This is a genomic window from Levilactobacillus namurensis, from assembly GCF_032197885.1.
Taxonomy (GTDB): Bacteria; Bacillota; Bacilli; order Lactobacillales; family Lactobacillaceae; genus Levilactobacillus; species Levilactobacillus namurensis_A.
The window spans coordinates 409,910-426,114 of record NZ_CP134159.1 but is presented as its reverse complement, the minus strand read 5'-3'; the positions used below and the strand labels follow the sequence as shown (position 1 = coordinate 426,114).

The 16,205-nt window shown below is 45.9% G+C and carries 18 protein-coding genes; all 18 read right to left on the bottom strand.

All coding sequences use genetic code 11. The annotated features are described in order from the left end of the window. Positions 1 to 43 precede the first annotated feature (43 nt). Positions 44 to 814 carry an N-acetylmuramoyl-L-alanine amidase gene (locus RIN67_RS01820; RefSeq protein WP_264999625.1) on the bottom strand — a complete coding sequence of 257 codons (771 nt, stop codon included), beginning with the start codon at positions 812 to 814 and terminating at the stop codon, positions 44 to 46. Further along, on the bottom strand, positions 811 to 1,095 hold the full coding sequence (locus tag RIN67_RS01815) for a holin (RefSeq protein WP_264999624.1): 285 nt from the start codon (positions 1,093 to 1,095) through the stop codon (positions 811 to 813). The genes RIN67_RS01820 and RIN67_RS01815 overlap by 4 nt, the downstream gene beginning before the upstream one ends. Positions 1,096 to 1,286: 191 nt before the next feature. After that, positions 1,287 to 1,685, bottom strand: coding sequence for a hypothetical protein (locus tag RIN67_RS01810; protein WP_264999623.1), 399 nt, complete (start codon positions 1,683 to 1,685; stop codon positions 1,287 to 1,289). 15 nt (positions 1,686 to 1,700) lie between these two features. Beyond that, positions 1,701 to 1,853, bottom strand: a complete 153-nt coding sequence (locus tag RIN67_RS01805; protein WP_264999622.1) for a hypothetical protein — start codon at positions 1,851 to 1,853, stop codon at positions 1,701 to 1,703. A gap of 2 nt (positions 1,854 to 1,855) precedes the next feature. After that, on the bottom strand, positions 1,856 to 2,152 hold the full coding sequence (locus RIN67_RS01800; RefSeq protein WP_264999621.1) for a hypothetical protein: 297 nt from the start codon (positions 2,150 to 2,152) through the stop codon (positions 1,856 to 1,858). 34 nt (positions 2,153 to 2,186) lie between these two features. After that, the gene (locus tag RIN67_RS01795) at positions 2,187 to 3,512 is read right to left on the bottom strand and encodes a hypothetical protein (protein WP_264999620.1); all 1,326 of its coding nucleotides are present in this window, start codon (positions 3,510 to 3,512) and stop codon (positions 2,187 to 2,189) included. A gap of 45 nt (positions 3,513 to 3,557) precedes the next feature. Then, positions 3,558 to 4,238 (bottom strand): phage baseplate upper protein, encoded by a 681-nt coding sequence (locus RIN67_RS01790; protein WP_264999619.1) that lies wholly within the window; start codon positions 4,236 to 4,238, stop codon positions 3,558 to 3,560. Further along, on the bottom strand, positions 4,235 to 6,634 hold the full coding sequence (locus tag RIN67_RS01785; protein ID WP_264999618.1) for a phage tail spike protein: 2,400 nt from the start codon (positions 6,632 to 6,634) through the stop codon (positions 4,235 to 4,237). Before RIN67_RS01785 ends, RIN67_RS01790 begins: the two co-directional genes overlap by 4 nt. After that, a complete protein-coding gene (locus RIN67_RS01780) occupies positions 6,631 to 7,350 on the bottom strand; it encodes a phage tail domain-containing protein (protein ID WP_264999617.1) in 720 nt (239 codons plus the stop codon). The genes RIN67_RS01785 and RIN67_RS01780 overlap by 4 nt, the downstream gene beginning before the upstream one ends. Next, the gene (locus tag RIN67_RS01775; RefSeq protein WP_313826075.1) at positions 7,350 to 10,472 is read right to left on the bottom strand and encodes a phage tail tape measure protein; all 3,123 of its coding nucleotides are present in this window, start codon (positions 10,470 to 10,472) and stop codon (positions 7,350 to 7,352) included. Before RIN67_RS01775 ends, RIN67_RS01780 begins: the two co-directional genes overlap by 1 nt. A gap of 236 nt (positions 10,473 to 10,708) precedes the next feature. Further along, entirely contained in the window at positions 10,709 to 11,074 is a 366-nt protein-coding gene (locus RIN67_RS01770; RefSeq protein ID WP_107740622.1) for a hypothetical protein, read from the bottom strand. Positions 11,075 to 11,086: 12 nt separating this feature from the next. Continuing rightward, the gene (locus RIN67_RS01765) at positions 11,087 to 11,806 is read right to left on the bottom strand and encodes a major tail protein (protein WP_264999616.1); all 720 of its coding nucleotides are present in this window, start codon (positions 11,804 to 11,806) and stop codon (positions 11,087 to 11,089) included. A 2-nt stretch (positions 11,807 to 11,808) separates the two neighbouring features. Next, positions 11,809 to 12,174 (bottom strand): HK97-gp10 family putative phage morphogenesis protein, encoded by a 366-nt coding sequence (locus tag RIN67_RS01760; RefSeq protein WP_264999615.1) that lies wholly within the window; start codon positions 12,172 to 12,174, stop codon positions 11,809 to 11,811. 309 nt (positions 12,175 to 12,483) lie between these two features. Then, complete coding sequence (locus tag RIN67_RS01755) at positions 12,484 to 12,807, bottom strand: phage head closure protein (RefSeq protein WP_107740615.1); 324 nt, start codon at positions 12,805 to 12,807, stop codon at positions 12,484 to 12,486. Further along, positions 12,782 to 13,054 carry a head-tail connector protein gene (locus RIN67_RS01750; RefSeq protein WP_024748178.1) on the bottom strand — a complete coding sequence of 91 codons (273 nt, stop codon included), beginning with the start codon at positions 13,052 to 13,054 and terminating at the stop codon, positions 12,782 to 12,784. Before RIN67_RS01750 ends, RIN67_RS01755 begins: the two co-directional genes overlap by 26 nt. A gap of 13 nt (positions 13,055 to 13,067) precedes the next feature. Continuing rightward, positions 13,068 to 14,438, bottom strand: a complete 1,371-nt coding sequence (locus RIN67_RS01745) for a phage major capsid protein (protein WP_264999614.1) — start codon at positions 14,436 to 14,438, stop codon at positions 13,068 to 13,070. Then, positions 14,431 to 15,033: an HK97 family phage prohead protease gene (locus RIN67_RS01740; RefSeq protein WP_024748176.1), complete on the bottom strand. Its 603-nt coding sequence runs from the start codon at positions 15,031 to 15,033 to the stop codon at positions 14,431 to 14,433. The genes RIN67_RS01745 and RIN67_RS01740 overlap by 8 nt, the downstream gene beginning before the upstream one ends. After that, on the bottom strand, positions 15,005 to 16,204 hold the full coding sequence (locus RIN67_RS01735) for a phage portal protein (RefSeq protein WP_264999613.1): 1,200 nt from the start codon (positions 16,202 to 16,204) through the stop codon (positions 15,005 to 15,007). The genes RIN67_RS01740 and RIN67_RS01735 overlap by 29 nt, the downstream gene beginning before the upstream one ends. Between the last annotated feature and the right edge of the window lies 1 nt (position 16,205).

Sequence of the window (16,205 nt, the reverse complement as noted above, 5' to 3'; positions counted from 1 at the left end):
ATAAAAAAGCCACTCATCTTTGGAAGGTGAGTGGCTTTTATCATTATTTTAACTTCTTGACATAATCAGTATTACTAGTGATATATAATCCATTTCCTAGCTTCAGCCGAGTAATCTTCCCATACTTAACAATTTTCGCGATGTCAAAAATGGTTCCCGGTTTAAAACGGAGTTCTTTCTTTTTGAAAGCTTTGTCGTGGTAACGTGTTACTGACGTGATGGCTTTGACTTGCTTAGCAGCAGTTAAATACGTTACCTTCTTCGACTTGCCAGGCTTGGCAGTCTTACCAACACCGTTCTTGATATCCTTAGCAAACTGCGCCTTTGAAATGCCATGCTTACTCAAATATCCATAAGGATCCGTGTGGTCCGACTCATGCCATCGATTGGATACCCATCGATGCGACTTAACACCAGTGTTTCCAGCAGTGTCCAAAGTTAAGGGGATATTGTACTTCTTGGCCATTTTTCGTAGGAGTTCAATGGTGGTTGCGTAAATTCTCTTGAACTTCTTTGCATCATTAGTTTCTTCCATCTCAATCTGAACTGGAGCCAAACCGTTGGCAGTAGGACCTGCACCCCAGGCAACATATCCAGTTTCTCCCACCTTATATACAACCCCATCTCCCGCAATAAAGTGGACATAGGACCGTACGTTAGGATTATTCCAGTTATGTTTTTCAAAGCTCGCATTATTCTTAGCGCTGGCGCCAACGTTAGCTGTCGAATGAATTACTAGCATCCGACCGGTTGTTCGTTGACTAGAACCTTCATTTGTTCCAAGCGCAAAGGTACTCTTCACATCATAGCTCATTTGTCATTCTCCTTAATCTGGAATCCTTTAAATCCATCGAACAGGCCGGATGTGAAGCCCCCGACTAGGAGCCCCATGACCCCGCCCGACAGAAAATTATGATCACCGGTCACCAATACCGACAGAATACCGACCAGTACCCCCACACCCATAGAGAGCCATGGCATGTACTGGTTGGGTACCTTGGTCTGCTTGACCGCTTGAGTTAAAACAAAAACGACCAGAATTGTTAACATCAATTCGGCCGTCGTCCCTAAATTGAGCTGTTGGATATAATCCATACTACTCACCTCGTTCTTTCAATTTTTTATTCTCTTCCTTAAGTCGCGCATTCTCTTCCTTCAGTTGTCGAATCTCATCACTCTTCGTCGGGGGATGACCCGCGTTTATTCGCGCCACCCACACCGGAACATATCCTACCGCGATGGCCGAAATTGCGGAGAGAATGGCGGTCACTACTTTATCGCTGATTTTAATCATCTCCCGTAAAGGCATAGCTCACAATCCGACAAATCACCCCTCCCGTCAGTACGGCGCCCGGACTAATTAATGATCCTAGTTCCATGTCATGAACCAAGAACCCTAAGAAAAAGGACATCCACACAAAGACTAGGCATCCAATCATAATTGGTCGGGCATAAAACCAGTGGAAGTCCCAAATCGAGTAGACCAGTGCAAAGGTTCCAATGACCGCAATCATAAAAATAGATACCGGATCGTCTAAGAATCCCAGTATGGTGTGCGCCGGCGGTTCCAAATCAAAAAATCCCACTTGAATAATGAAAACTATTGCAATAGCATACGTTTCCATTGCCGACCAAAACCAAAACTGATTCTTTTTATAATGCTTATACAGCTTTCCATCATCCATAGTGTAGGCACCCCACTATTCTGCCTTGTCAGGCTCTGCATAATTCTTGCCAGTGATTTCTTTATAATCCGATTCCGTGATGCCACTCGGTAGGCCAACCAACTTAGTTAGCTCTTCATCACTAATTTTATGCCATACCTGATAAGACAATTTCAACACTGTCAGCATATCTATTCGCCCTCCTTGGTTGCCATTGAAACGGCTAGTGCCGTTAATCCCTCTGTCAACTGATCAATACTCTTGTCGTTAGCGGCTTGCTTTTCCGACAGTTCAGATAGCGACACATTCGGTAAATTTCCAGGTTGTAACATAACTTTTTTATCTGCGTCATATCTAAACTTACTCGGATATTGAAAGAAATCATTAACCCATGATTTTAGAATAAACACCTTAGTAAAACCCTCAGCCTCTTCGTTTTGGTAAGCATCAACAAAGCCATCTTTATCGTATTTAATATAAACAAACATTTATCTCTTCTCCTTTAGCAGTTTAATTTGTAGGTTATGAAGTTACCATTGTTATATATTTCCATCCGAACCATTTACCAGGGTTTCCTGAGAATACGTTAGTTGCAATTCTCCCAAAACTATCTCGATACTCAACAAACTTTAAATTTCCTACTGGCAAAGTAGTGATAATTAAAATTCCCCAAGATGCACCTGCTCCATCAAGAGACTTAGTGGGTGTGTTAATTGGTGCTTTCTCGTTCACTGTATAGGTTCCGGCCGATAAAGAAAGACAATCATCTTTTTCTGTTAATACCGTGCCCAAAGTGATACTGGGATTAATGCCACTTGCAGGATAAGGCGATTTCCATGGAGAAGGCGTACTCTCGCGCGCTACTTGAACCTCATTAAAAAACAAATACGAGGCCGAGTCATTCGTTGTTCCGTTGTTGTCAATCCGAAATCTACCAGAAACGACATTAGAAGGAACAACAAACGTTCCCGATATTTTCTGAGGAATAGTTGCAGGTAACACAAGATCCTTTTGTAAATCCACAGCCGCAACGAGGGAATCCTCGGAATCCTTACCCAAGAACGAGATGTCAATTTCTGAGAGATTGGCGCTACTTGTTGTACTTACGCTATACGACATCACTTCACCAGCATTTGCAACAAACGAATTACTAAATGCATAGACCTCATTGTCATAAGGATGATTATTATCATATTTATTATTATTAAACAGCAAGAATGCGTTAGTATTGAATGCCGCCGGTTTACTTACACTAAAGTCCATGCCTTCTGACTTTGTATGATAATATCCCCAACCGTATGTGCTATTAGGATGCCCACTGTTGATGACTAAGTTCTCGGCACCATAATTAGAGCTTTTTGCAATTATGTCTGTGTTCACAGTGTCTTCAGGGGCAGGCGTCCAATCCGTAACAACGGGGCCAAGTTCCAACTTCTCATTATGGACAAATAACTTGCTCTGATTCTGTACCTTGCCTAGGACGGACACCTGTAACTTGTTAAGATTTTCAGGCAATGTTTTGGTTACCACAGCAGTACCAATCATTCCTTTATCAACCTTCACACTAGTCTCAGCTGGCAGCTCAATCTTATTACCAGAACTATCCCAAGAATAAAATCCTAAAACAGCCCCATCGGAATTAGTAGAGTCAATATCTACATGAAATAAGACCTTCTTTCCAGACAAAGTAGCAAGCGTATCCTTATCATCAATTACAAAATATTCATAAGTCCAACCGGTATTCGCCAACTCCGTGGGCCTATTATGAGTTCCAATAAGATAATTTCGTCCGCCAATAAAATCACTGTTTTTTACGGTGTCTTTAATAGTTGCCTCTACATTTTTCATACCATTTGTAATTGCTGTATCGACATTACTACTCAACGTATCAAATTAGCTCTGGAAATCTTCAAACGCAATAGTCTGGCCAGAAATGTAGTCAGCAATTTTATTGCCTAAAACATCTACCTGATCATTTAAACTATCTACTTGCTTCTTGGCATTTTCAGATACTTCCTGGCTCTTACCCTCAGCTGTATTCGTCACGGATTCAATCTGATTATTAGCGTTGTCAGTAACTCTCTTAGTAACGTCATTTGTCGTTGTCTCTAAATCCGCAACTTTCTTCTGTGCATTTTGAGTAGCTGTGGTAAAAGCTGAATTGAGCTTCTCAATCAATTCATTATATGGCTCGATGTAATCATCCGGATTAATACCGTCTGGAACCGAGTTGTATACGAAAAGGTTTAAGTTTCCAGTTGTTGTTCGAGCACTACCCTTGGTTAGCGAGAAATACGCTAGCTGGTAGTGTCCTTGTGATTGTGCTAAAGCGGCGGCAGTCGTATAGCTGAACTTGCCACTAGTCGCATCAGTGATCTTGCCCGAAGAGTCAATGATGCGATTGCCTTTTGGCCCGATACCCTCGAAGGCAACTGTGTAACCGGTCAAGTCAAATGGTGCGCCACCGCTGGTAACCGTGACCGATAACGTATCAACGTTATTGTCAGTAATCCGTAAGAACACCATCGGCACGCCTACGGTTTGCTTATCTGTGTCTAGGTGCAGTTTAATCATTTGGTTGGTCCCTCCTTACCCGTGTCTTGGTAGCCGTCTATCTTTTCGGCGTATTCGGTCGGGTCAATTTCTTGCTTAACCAAACGCTCATTCTCGTGGCCTCGGCGTTTAGCTTTCAGTTCCCACGCAAACGGCGCATTGGGTTGGTCACTTTCAACTGTAAAGGAATCTTCATTGCGCGAAGAAACCCACACGTGCGCGGCACTGTAGGACTGTAAGAAAACTTGGTAAGGCAAGTCAGCACGAATTGTGTCGCTAAACAGTTCTTCAATTGGTACCTTGACCTGCTTACTAGCGTCCGTTTTGTTCTCACCAATATCGCCCAAGTAACTCTCCGCCGTTTCATATGCCGGTGTTGCGCGGATGCCGTCACGGGTGATGTGGACAGCGTTCTTAGTCCCAGTAACAGAAAAATCACCCCATACACTTGTGGTACCCGATAATTGAATCGTACCCCCAGTTAAGGAAACTCCCCCACTAGACTCTAAATTAAGAGCAGAAGCAAGTCCCCCGTTGGAGTTATAAGAAGTAAGAACAACGTTTCCTGAACCATACATACCGTTCGGGTCTTGATAAGAGCTTACGTAAAAGCTATCTGGGCTAAGCTGCAAAATACTATATCTCGAATTGTCGGTACTTCCTCCCGCAAGGATAAGACCATCGCTTTTACTAATTCGGACGAATGGATTTCCGTTAGCTGTAAATTTGTCTTCAGCGATAGGATCCTGAATACCCAACAGAATCATATTATTTCCACGAATAACTAGCGCTTCGCCATAAAACAAGTTTCCCCAGTTAAAAGCAACTTCACCTTTTAGAGCATTATCAAATTTACTTCGATAACGTAACGAAGCGCTGTCTAAAGTCATTGTCCCACCGAATTTTGAAGCAGAAGTTACAGTTCCGTCATCAATATCAATGTCAAAATTGCCATCTGCACTGCGAATATTCCCTGACTGGAAAACCACCTGTCCCGTAATCAAGTTAATAGCTAGGTTCGGCCCGGAGATTGTCCCCGTGACAATGTTATTGGCATTCAAATTGATGATATTGACGTTAGCCGCATTGATGGTGCCTTCAGTAATGTTAGTCGCGTCATGGCCGGCAATGTCACTCACGCCTTCTTGCCACTCGCCATTGTGGTAAATCCACATGATGACGTGGATACCAACTTGTTGGTACCAAACGTCCCCCTCTTTATTGCCCTCGATAGCGGCTGGCCCATCAGCAGACCAACCCACAGTGTTAGAGTGGTTAGCTGCTTTAGCTAGTGCTGTACGGTCAATAAGGCTGATACGATCCACCACGCTATCCAGTTTGTGCTCGATGTCTGGCGTGTTGCGCTGATTTGATTTAAAGGTCAGTGTCAAATACTGCTGAGTCGCAGGTGACCAGGTGTAGCCCGTCATACGGGCTTTCACGTTTAAACCGTCCTCATCATGGATAAAAGTAGCCGTATCGCCCGGATACACGCAGCTAAAGATACCACGGTCTTTGTACTCCTCGGTATCTTCTAGCATGACCACATTAAGTTCATACGTGTGTGTCGGCTCATCAACGTGGTTCTTAATGTACTCTTCCCTAGCCTTAGTACGTAACGCGTCTAGGGCCTCATCTAACGGGAGTGCATCTTCGTCAGCCGTAACACTTTCCTCATCAATGGCCTTGATGTCTGAATACTCAATCTTGGCGACCCGTGGGCTGGTGTAGTTGCCAATCAAGGGACTATCCACATACAGCTCAGGGAGTAGTAAGCCATCGTAGCCTTCCGGCATGATGCGCGTCACAGTATCCGTCAGGTCCTCGGTTGCTTCGTACCCTAGCAGATTCTTGCGATTACGGAAGATGACGCCTCGGTCGGCACCCAATTGTGCAACGTGATTAAAGTGAAAATTGTCCCATTCAAACTCACCGCCCCAGCGGCTCAACACCGTGTTTTCATCAGTTCCGATTAGTGCCGCAATCACACTCATTCGGACGATTCGAGCGGTAGCCGTATTAGCTACCGTTGACGTGTACGTGAATTGATTGGGAAATTGCGTCTTAGTCATTAGCTGACTCAACGCGCCTGACCCATTCTTGTCAACGATGTTAGTGTCTTCCACAAAGTTTTGCATCAGGTCCCAAAACACGTGGTACGCGTGAACGGTCAGCATACCCATCGACTTGGTGACGCTGTTAATACGGAATGCCTGGTCGTCATAGCCTGGTACTGGAGCAGTGACAATCATTTCATTTTCAATAGCCAAACCGTGTTTAGCAAAAAGTGGGTAGTCAAATTGAAACTCGTACTTAGTATTGACCTCCCACGTGATGGTGTCATTACTGACCTCAGCCAGCACTCGCCCGTTATGCCCTTTAAAATCCCGTTCGTCATAGTTATAAAGTTGGATCATAGCCAAGCCCACCTCCCGTCAATCTCAACCTTTTTAACATTACTTGAAAAGCTAATCGCGTTATCTCCCGGTAAGAGTTGCGGATACACGCCGCGGAACTTCTCATCAAGCATCTCAGTGCCATTACCGTGAAGAATTGTCTGTTCCCAACTATCGATGGTTAGGTAGTCGGTTACGCTTAGTAAAGTCACGGTAGTACCGTTAATAGTTAAGTCAAGGTCGCCGGAACCATAAACCGTGATGAGCGGATCAGAACTAGCTGACCCCGGATTATAGATTGTGGTCCCGGCTGTTAAGACGACCGTGTCACTTTCTTGGTACCAAAACGGGTCAAGCGTAAAGGCAACCTTGACCGTGCCGACCAGTTCAACTTCCTCAGGCGTGGCCTCATCAATCTCTACTTGCTTGACTAACCGATAAAAATTATGGTCGTCTGAGAACTTCAACCGTTCAGCATTCATCGCCCACGCGTTCAGCCGTCTTAGCACGTCATTAAAGCCTTGCGTGCCCGTCAATCCTGGAATCAACTCCGGCACTACGGTAAAGGTACACGTAAGGATTACGTCCTCCCAGCCTTGCTTTTGCGTCAAGCTACCGTGACAACTACCGGGTACGGTCGTCGTTGCGACAACTCGTTTAGCAGTAGGGATGGAAGGCTTCTTTGCTAAAGCGATTCCTAAAGACGCATTACCGACCTCGTCTAAAAATACTTGCATTAAAAGTTCCTCCTCCCACGACTAAACCCGCTCGTGGCATCCTGTTGGCTCATATAGCCTGATACATACGGCCCGACGATATTAGCAAACGTTCTGCCATCAATCTGCAAGTAAATCGGCTGAGTAGACCGGCCGCCCATCGCCTTAGCGATTCCTTCGCCGATGCCGCCTAAGGTTTCTTCGTTAAGCGGTAAGGCGGCTTCGGGGCCAGCGTCACCATAGCCATTAAAACCGCCTTGGGCGTTAGCAAAGACCGTTGGCTGCGTAAAGATACCACCTTTGGCGTACCAGTCAACGCTTAAGTGCGGTACCGATGGCGGCTTTAAACTGAATGATCCGTTTAAACTAAAATGCGGCAGTGGTGGCATCTCAATACGTGGGAACCGTAAATGAAGACCACTAAACCAGCCTTTGATACGATTAATGACACCGGAAATGGTATTAGCAGCTGATTTAATCGGATTAATCATTGCATTCTTGATGGAATTCCAAACGGAAGTCGCCACCGACTTAATTCCGTTGAACACACTAGAAGTCGTGGACTTAATCGCATTCCATGCGGATTTAACACCCGACTTAATGGCATTGTAAACCCTGCTAATTGCTGACTTGATGCCATTCCAAGTGCTACTTGCAGTCGACTTGACTGAGTTGAACACTGAACTTGTTGTACTTTTAATCGAGTTCCAAGCGCTCTTTACACCACTCTTAATAGCGTTATAGACCTTAGCAATGGCTGACTTAATCGAGTTCCACACGCTGTTTGTCGTTGATTTAACCGCGTTCCAAGCTGATTTGGTTGTGTTTTTGATACTATCCCAAGCACTCTTAATACCAGACTTGATTGCGTTATACACCGAAGCAATTGCGCTCTTAATAGAGTTCCACACGTTCGATGTGGTCGTCTTAACAGCGTTCCAAGCGGAGCTCGTCGCGTTCTTGACCGCATTCCAAGCACCAGTTACGCCCGACTTAATCCCATTCAATACTTCGGTAATCTTCGCTTTAATGGCGTCCCAAGCGTTGGATGTGGCTTCTTTTAAGCTATTCCAAACACCCTCCAACCATTTTGAGATGGATCCCCAGTTTTTAATGATAAGCACTAGCGCAGTAATTGCCGCGCCAACCGCTAAAATGACCGGCATAAACGGCGCAATCGCTGAAATTAGTCCACCAAAGCCGGATACAACCGCCGCTAAAGCCGTTTTAAGGATACCGAATCCGCCGCTTCCTAACGCAGTGATTATTGGGCTTAAAGCACTAAAAACCCCTTTAGCCGAGATGACCGCCGGAGCAATTGCCGTTAATCCTGCTACAATCCCAGCCAGGGCCAAGATCAATGTTCGTACAGGAGCGGGGGCACTAGAAATACTTTTAACCAGGTTAGCAATCCCAGTAACAACCGGCGTTAATCCTTCAACGATTGTCGCAAAGGATCCAGACAGATCATTCAAAGCACCCTTCAAGTTTTCGGAATTAGTATGCTTAGTGGCTTTAGCCGCCGCACCGTCAATTTTTTCTACACCGGTCGCCGCTTTCAGCAAGGCCGCTGAAGGCGTTTGACCTAAGTCTTCAAATTGCGTTCCCAGATCTTGTACGGCCTTCTTGGCCTTGCCAGCGGGCATACCGTCTAAGCTCTTACCAACGGCCTCCATGACGTCCTTAGTAGTCGCTTTGCCTTTCTTGAATTCTTGGAAAACGGCTACCGTAGACTTACCGAATTGCTTCATGACGTCAGAATAGTCGCCAGAGTGCAATCGCAAGTTAAATTCCTTGACGGCGTCGGCAACCTTATCAGTGTTAAAGGCACCAGCCTGCATCCCCTTAGTGATGATATTCACCATGCCCTTGGCGCTAATACCAGCGTCTTTAAAGGTCGGCGCGTATTCGTCCAACGTATCCAGATAATCATCTGCACGGTTATTGCCGTCCTGCATTCCCTTAGCCACAACATTAAGGGCCTCTTTTCCACTTAGCCCCATGTTTTTCTGAAGCTGTGAAATCGACTTTAGCACATCGCCATAATCGGACCCTGTACGTTTGGCCAAAGTTGTGACCTGATCCGTTAACTTAGCTAATTGAGTATCATCTAAGTCACCGAATGCCGTTTTGACATCAGAAACCGCATCAACGGCTTCATCCACCGACTCCACGACACCTTTACTCATAACTTCCTTAACAACGCCCATCGCGTCTTTGGCGGCCTTTGAAGTGCCACCCATGGAGGCCTGCATTTTGGCTTGACCATCGGAGTAATCCATAGCGGCCTCAATAACAGAACCACCCATCTCCTTGGCTTTGTCGCCGACGCCGGATAAAGCATCCCCGGCCTCCATCAAATTGTTGGCGTCAACCTTTTTATTCAGTTCTTCCATACCGTCCCCGGCGTCTTTACCTGAATCACCTAAGTTATCTAACTTGTTCTCCAGGTCAACGACGGAAGTTTTCGCATTATCCAGTTTGGCTGCCATTTGGGTTGCTTCTGTAGAGTTCTCACCATAAGCTGTTTTAGTTTGCCGTAGTTGTTCCTCCAAATTGTCAACGACTTTCTTCGCTAGCTCAATTTGTTGTGAAAGCTGACGTTGTGACGTAGCCGTCTTCTCAGATTCGCTGGCGTTATCGCCTAACTCCGCATTTTCCAGCTTGATAGCGGAGGTTAAAGCCTTCTGTTTAGCCTCCAGTTGAGTTCCCTCAGTCTGTAAGCCGTTCAGCTTCTCTTTAGCGTCCAGTGCGGACTTGCCGTTATCAGACAGCTCATCATTGACCTTGTTCAGCTGGTTACCTAAACTAGACTCGGCCCGCTGGGCATCGAGCACTTTACCTTGCATCTTAGCAAGCTCATTAGATGTCGCGGTGCCAGAGTTCTTCATGGTTTCATACTGGTCGGTCAGCAGTTGTGTTCGCTTTTTGGCTGCGTCAAACTGCGCGGATAACTTCTTCTGCTTGGCTTCCAGCTTGTCGGCAGCGGTCGCATCGTCACCCATTGCGGCAATGTGGGCCCGGTACTCTTTGGCTGACGTGTTCATCACCGTGTTGAGTTCCTTGACCGTCTTGGCTAGTTCAACGGCACCATCAGCCTTAAAGTTAAGAACAACGTTGGCTTCGTCTTTGCTACCTGCCATTGTTTTACCTCCTTTCTAGTTCCAGAATGGTACCTGATCCATATAGACATCATGACTTTCCTCGATAGCATCTGGATGATTAATTTGTAACCAGGCTACCCACGACTTTAAATAAAGGTTGGGCGTTGCCTGCATGAAAAACTCAAACGTCCACCCGAATGAAGATTGCGCCGTAACCAAATAAAAGTCCCATGGAAATTCACTATCTCCCTGGGACTTCTTTTGTTTAGGCGCCTTTATTTTTTTGCATCAGCGTCTTGGAACCCTTGCTTCTTCATGATTGCCAACGCTTCTCCGACCACATTTGGCACGTCTGCAAACGGAATGGCCCGATTCATTTCATCAAAGGTGCATTCGGTGCCCCCACCAATCAGTAGGCCATAGACCAATGACCAAACCAGATTCATCGTCTTCCGGTCGTTCTTAACGACCTTCCGTTTGAGCATGGTATTTAGGTCCTTTTCAAACTGTGCATAACCTTTGCCATAAGCCTCTTCAATTGCGTTAATCGAAGTGAAATTTAGCATGGCCGGGACCTTCTGGCCTTGAATGTGGATGAAAGTCTGGTCGCTAAGGTGAACTAAGTCACTTAATCTTGCCATCTAAAAACCTCCCTATTCTGCGGATTCGCTAGATTCAGAGTCACTAGTCGAAGCTTCAGACTCGGTAACCGTTGACTCCGAACCCGAATTCTCCGTAGTCACAGTTTCGTCCGGCTTACCTAATGTTGCAATCTGTCCCTTGTCATAAACAACTTGCTTCATAAAGTCTTCAACCGTCAAAGTGGTATCCCGTTGTGAACTGTACTTAGAGAAAATAATGTGGTCGCCACTAAGTAGCCCGCTAGCATTAATGGTCATGGATACATCTTGTTCCTTGAACTCATCTTCTGACGTTTCATAACTTAACTCAGTCGCAGAACTAACCGAACAACGTGGGAACCACATGGCATCGTCAACACCATCTGATTGCTTGGCGATAAAACCAAATGCAAATTCGGCTGGCGTTGTCGCATCCGCCGTTGCAAACGATACCCCATTATTAGCGGTGACCGCGGTCAGTTTATCCAGTAGGACCGTTGGCAGTCCAATGTGATCCATACTAATTTCTTCCGACGTTTCTTGATTAACTTGCGCCAGCAAAACGCCCGATGCGTAAAGTGGCGTGGACTTCCCATTCCCCTTAACCTCTACCTTTTTACCAATAGTCTTTCGGTACACCGTTTTGTCATACACTGGTGCGGTCGCCGAAGTTCCTGGTGTTGTCATCGGGACAAAGAAAATGTCCCCCAACGTTAATGTATATGCGTCTTTATCTTGATTACTCTGTACCAAGCTTATAACCCCATTTCTTTCATAATTTTCTTAGTCATCAACTGACCAATCCTTTTCTTATTACTATCCCAAGTCGTGCGAGTAAAGTTCTGCGCGGCGATTGTCGGCGTTCCCTTATCCACGAAGCGCCACCAGAACGAATCACCAAACGTCACGGCTACACTGTCATTCCGTTTGAATGTTTTCAGATTGCGACTCATCGGCCCATAACGTTTCGCCATTGAAGCGCTTGGATCACTAGGTAGGCGGGGGCGAAGTGCTTTAACGTATTCATCAGCTCCAGCTTGCAACGCGCCATCCGTTGTCGCCTTATCGACCTTGATTTTACTTAGGATTTTTGAAAAGTCCTCAAACCCATTACTACTCATTCTCTAACCCTCAAATACGTGTAAAAGTTATTGACCGTTGCTTCATTCACTAGCGCTGGGCTGTTCCGGAATCCCTCAAAAGGAACGTCCGCAAACTTCACTCTAAACGGTCTCAATTCGTTCTCTACACCCGTCGTAAATAACGACACCTGGTACTCCGGGAACGTGTGAAGTAGCATTTGACTAGCCCGCACGTTCAAGTCGTCAACGTAGGTGTACACGTAATATGGGAACGCCGTGTTGGGCGGCGCCTGGTCCCGGTAAACCGGTAAGCCTAGTGACTTTAACCGGCTAATAAATTCCTTGAAATCAATCAACATAGTTTAAACTCAACTCCATATAGTGCCCGTCATCATCTACATAAATTCTAGTGATCACAAATGGGACACCCGCCACTTCCACACGGTTGTCCTTTTGGGTGATGGTCTTGTCGTAGCGAATCCGCATCCGCTTGACCACGTCCGTTTTCGCTTGCAGACTCTGATACTTCTCGGTAGCTGTGATTCCCAGTGTTTGAAAATTAAGTGTTCGTTTGGACTTCCACACGTTAGCAGGTCGGTCAAATTCATCAAGCCCTGGGCTCAACACTAGCAACTTAGCTCGATGCTTAAGCTTGTTCGTCAGTCGTGCCATTGGTGTAAACCTCCTGGATGAAGAACGGTGTCAGAGAATCCAACGCACCCGCCATCTCCTTTTCCGGCACACGGTAATCATTCAAAATTGCCGCAACCATAAAGATAAGTTGCTTGGGCTGGCGTCCCGTAGCCGCCTTCACATAACCCATTGCGGCACTTAGGTAATGGACAAGCATGGTGTCGTCCATATCATCCTCCCACTCAATGTGGGATTTAAATTCATCTACCAGTTCTTCTGGTTTCATATGGCCTCACCGCCTAAGCTTTAGCGGTGGTAGCCACTTCCCACTTGTAAACCGCTGGCTCAAATGGACTGTAAACCAGTTGTCCATCAAGCAAGTTGTAAATCTTGAATCCGATTCGGTTCGTGTCGGCGTAGCGCTCAACCAACTTTTGAACTTCCATCGCACCAATAACATCTTGGATATAGAACTTGCTGAAGTCCCCGAAATAAAGTACTGGCACATCTGGTGCATCCTTCTTATCTGCAAAGTCCGTGACGTCAGTCGGGAAACCAACCAAAGTACCACCAGCGCCGTTTTCGGCTTGTGTGAGTGGCCGCAAGAGTGGGAATCCATCGGCCGTCTTCATCTTTTCGACCATCGTCAAGGCAGCGCGATTCATGATGAATCGCCCGTTCTTCATAGTCTCCGTTTCAGGCGTGTTCTTCATCTCGATTAAAGCATCGTAGACCTTTTGACCGGCATCGGCTGCCGTCAAGTCAGGCACAACAGTTGGCGCAAAGGCTACTGCTTTCTTCGCTAAGGCCCCTAAGTTGGTATTGTCGGCCGCGTCACCGTTGAACATATAATCGGCTTCTTGGCGCACGTAAGCCTTAGTAAGTTCTTCAATGACGATGTTTTCAACCGGTAATCCCGTCATAGCTAACAGCTTCTTAGTAACAGTTGCCAAGGCATCAAATTCAGCTGGTTCCAGCAGAACTTCATCGAACTCGATAGCTTCATCTGGGATTGGATCACCGTCAGCCCGTTCTTTCTTGTGCCCATTGCCGACAGCCTTTTTAACCAAAACTGGGTACTTAACTTCACCCGACGTCTTTACAACTGACCCATATTTCCGCAGTAAGTTTTCTTCTTGTGCGTAAGTGATAACTTCGTCAGCAACCACTTGTGGCACCGTAACAGCCCCGTTACCAGCAACGATACCTAAGGACCGGGCTTCTTCAGCTGACATTTTACCGATAACCGTTTGGGCAAAGGCTGACCGAACTTGTTCATCACGCTTAACCTTGCTTAGCTTACCAGTGGACTGTAAGCCAGACCGAATTGCCTTTGTAATCCCCGCACGGGTTTCTTCATTGATAATTCCGCTACGGTCTTCGGATTCCTCACCACCATTTTCAGTACCGCCGCTTTCGCCCTGATCAGTTGGTTCATCTTCCGTATCAGATCCATCTTCTTGTTGGCCACCACCGTCACCGGTTAAGTCGGCCAACGCATCAAGTACATCTTGATGAGCTTGGGTTTCCTTGTCCACAGCTTCTTGTAAGGCTTTAGCGTCTTCTTCCGTCAGCTTAGGGTCTTCGGCCCGGGTTTGCAGAGACTTTAATCGTGTTTCAGATTGTTCCTTCATTCGGGTAAGAGTTTCAATCATTTTCTTGTTATTCATTAGTGAGCGCTCCTTTAATTTGGTTGATCATTTTCTTTCGTTTTTCAACTAGACTAATCATTTTCTCTTGTCCCAGCTTGCTACGGTTTAATTGAGCATCCGTATCATCATAAGCTGGAATAGTGACAATGGACACTTCATAAAGATCTACCGCCGTAATAGTCCGCGTCGGATAATCAGCGTTCGTGAAGTCCCACTCTTCGGCTGTCGGAACAAAACCAAATGAACACTTATCCACATCCCCACGTGTCATGCTTACCGCAAGGTCACGGGCCACGCTAGTGTTTGGCAACGTGACAGTGAACGCCAGTCCTTGTTCGTCTTCTTCCAACTCCAATGTTCCCGACTTGGTTCGTCCTAAAATATTGTCCCAGTTGTGATTATATAAGCATCGAATATCGCTATTTTCTGCCAACGTCTTGCTAAACGCCCCTGGTGCAATTTGCTCTAAGAACGCACCGCCAATATCCGTTGGTGAACTAAAAACAGACGCATGGCCGCTGACCGTTAAGTCTTGTCCATCGTCTGTTCCATCACGTTTATTAAACTTGCGAATATCGAATGTTCTAATTTCTTGTGTTTTCGTTGTCTTCACCCCCTTTCTTGGTTGGCAACGAATCATCCGTCGCATCCTTTTTCCCAATTTCAGTGAGATCATTAGAAATATAGATTGCTTGCGATTCTGGTGTGCCCTGCGGTTCAAACCCTAGCATCTTAGCAACATCGTCAGGCGTAGTAATCCCCGTCCGCACAATATTGTACCCAATGTTGGTCTTAACTGAATATGGCACAAAATCTAGAATATTAATCTTCCATTTGACTTGCCAACCATTGTCTCCAAAGAAGAGTTGCGTGTAGTGTTCACTTAAGTTTTGCAGTATCGGCCGCACGGCCTTGTTATGCAGATACATCATGGCTTTTTCAACATCGGTCTCCATCATTTTTTGATAGGTATCCACGTTGATCCCTAGATACTTGCCAAGGTCCTTCTTATACACATTCAAGTAAGCAAGAATCTTGTCATCTTCAACCGGGGACTTTAGTGTATCAATTTCGTACCCCTTACCGAGGGTCAACATCTTCACAGTGTCCTGATTATCTAGACCCTCTAATTGTCCCTTGATTGCTGTCACCAGCTGACTTTGAGTGCTGTTAGCTGGGTTCAAATGGCTATCCAGTTTTAGCGGAAACGCCAACAGGCCGCCCTTGGCATACTTGTCGGTTAGAACCTGCTCTGCATTCATGACACCCGTTAACGTCCGTTTACCCAAGTATGCAAGTCCACGGCCGTGCAGTGGGTCTGTGTTGACCTGCTTAACGTGTCGAATCATCGAACCAGGAATCTGCGTCCCTCCAACCTTGAAGGTTTCAACTAATCTTTCGTTTAAGTCATAACTAACATCATTGACTAAATGCAACTCACTGTTCAAACGGGCTGGGAAGACTTCACCGCGAAGCAACAAGGTATTGACCTGTAATTTAGCAAACTCAAAACCGGTTTGATAATTATTAGGATGTTTGAGCTGCTTAATCACAGCGTGTGACGTATGCTCGTTGCCGTTAGGGTCAATCACGACCGGTTCAGCCATCGCAACCTGGTTGCTAATGTCATTGACCAGTTCGTTTACGTCCGATGACTGCATAATGGATTCATCGTTCACAAAGCGCGTGCCCCAGCGAATATAATTGCCTTTCAAATCGTCAACCCAGCCTCGTTTCTCAACCTGTCCGAATAGAAAATCTGAAAATCGTTGTCTTAATCCCATA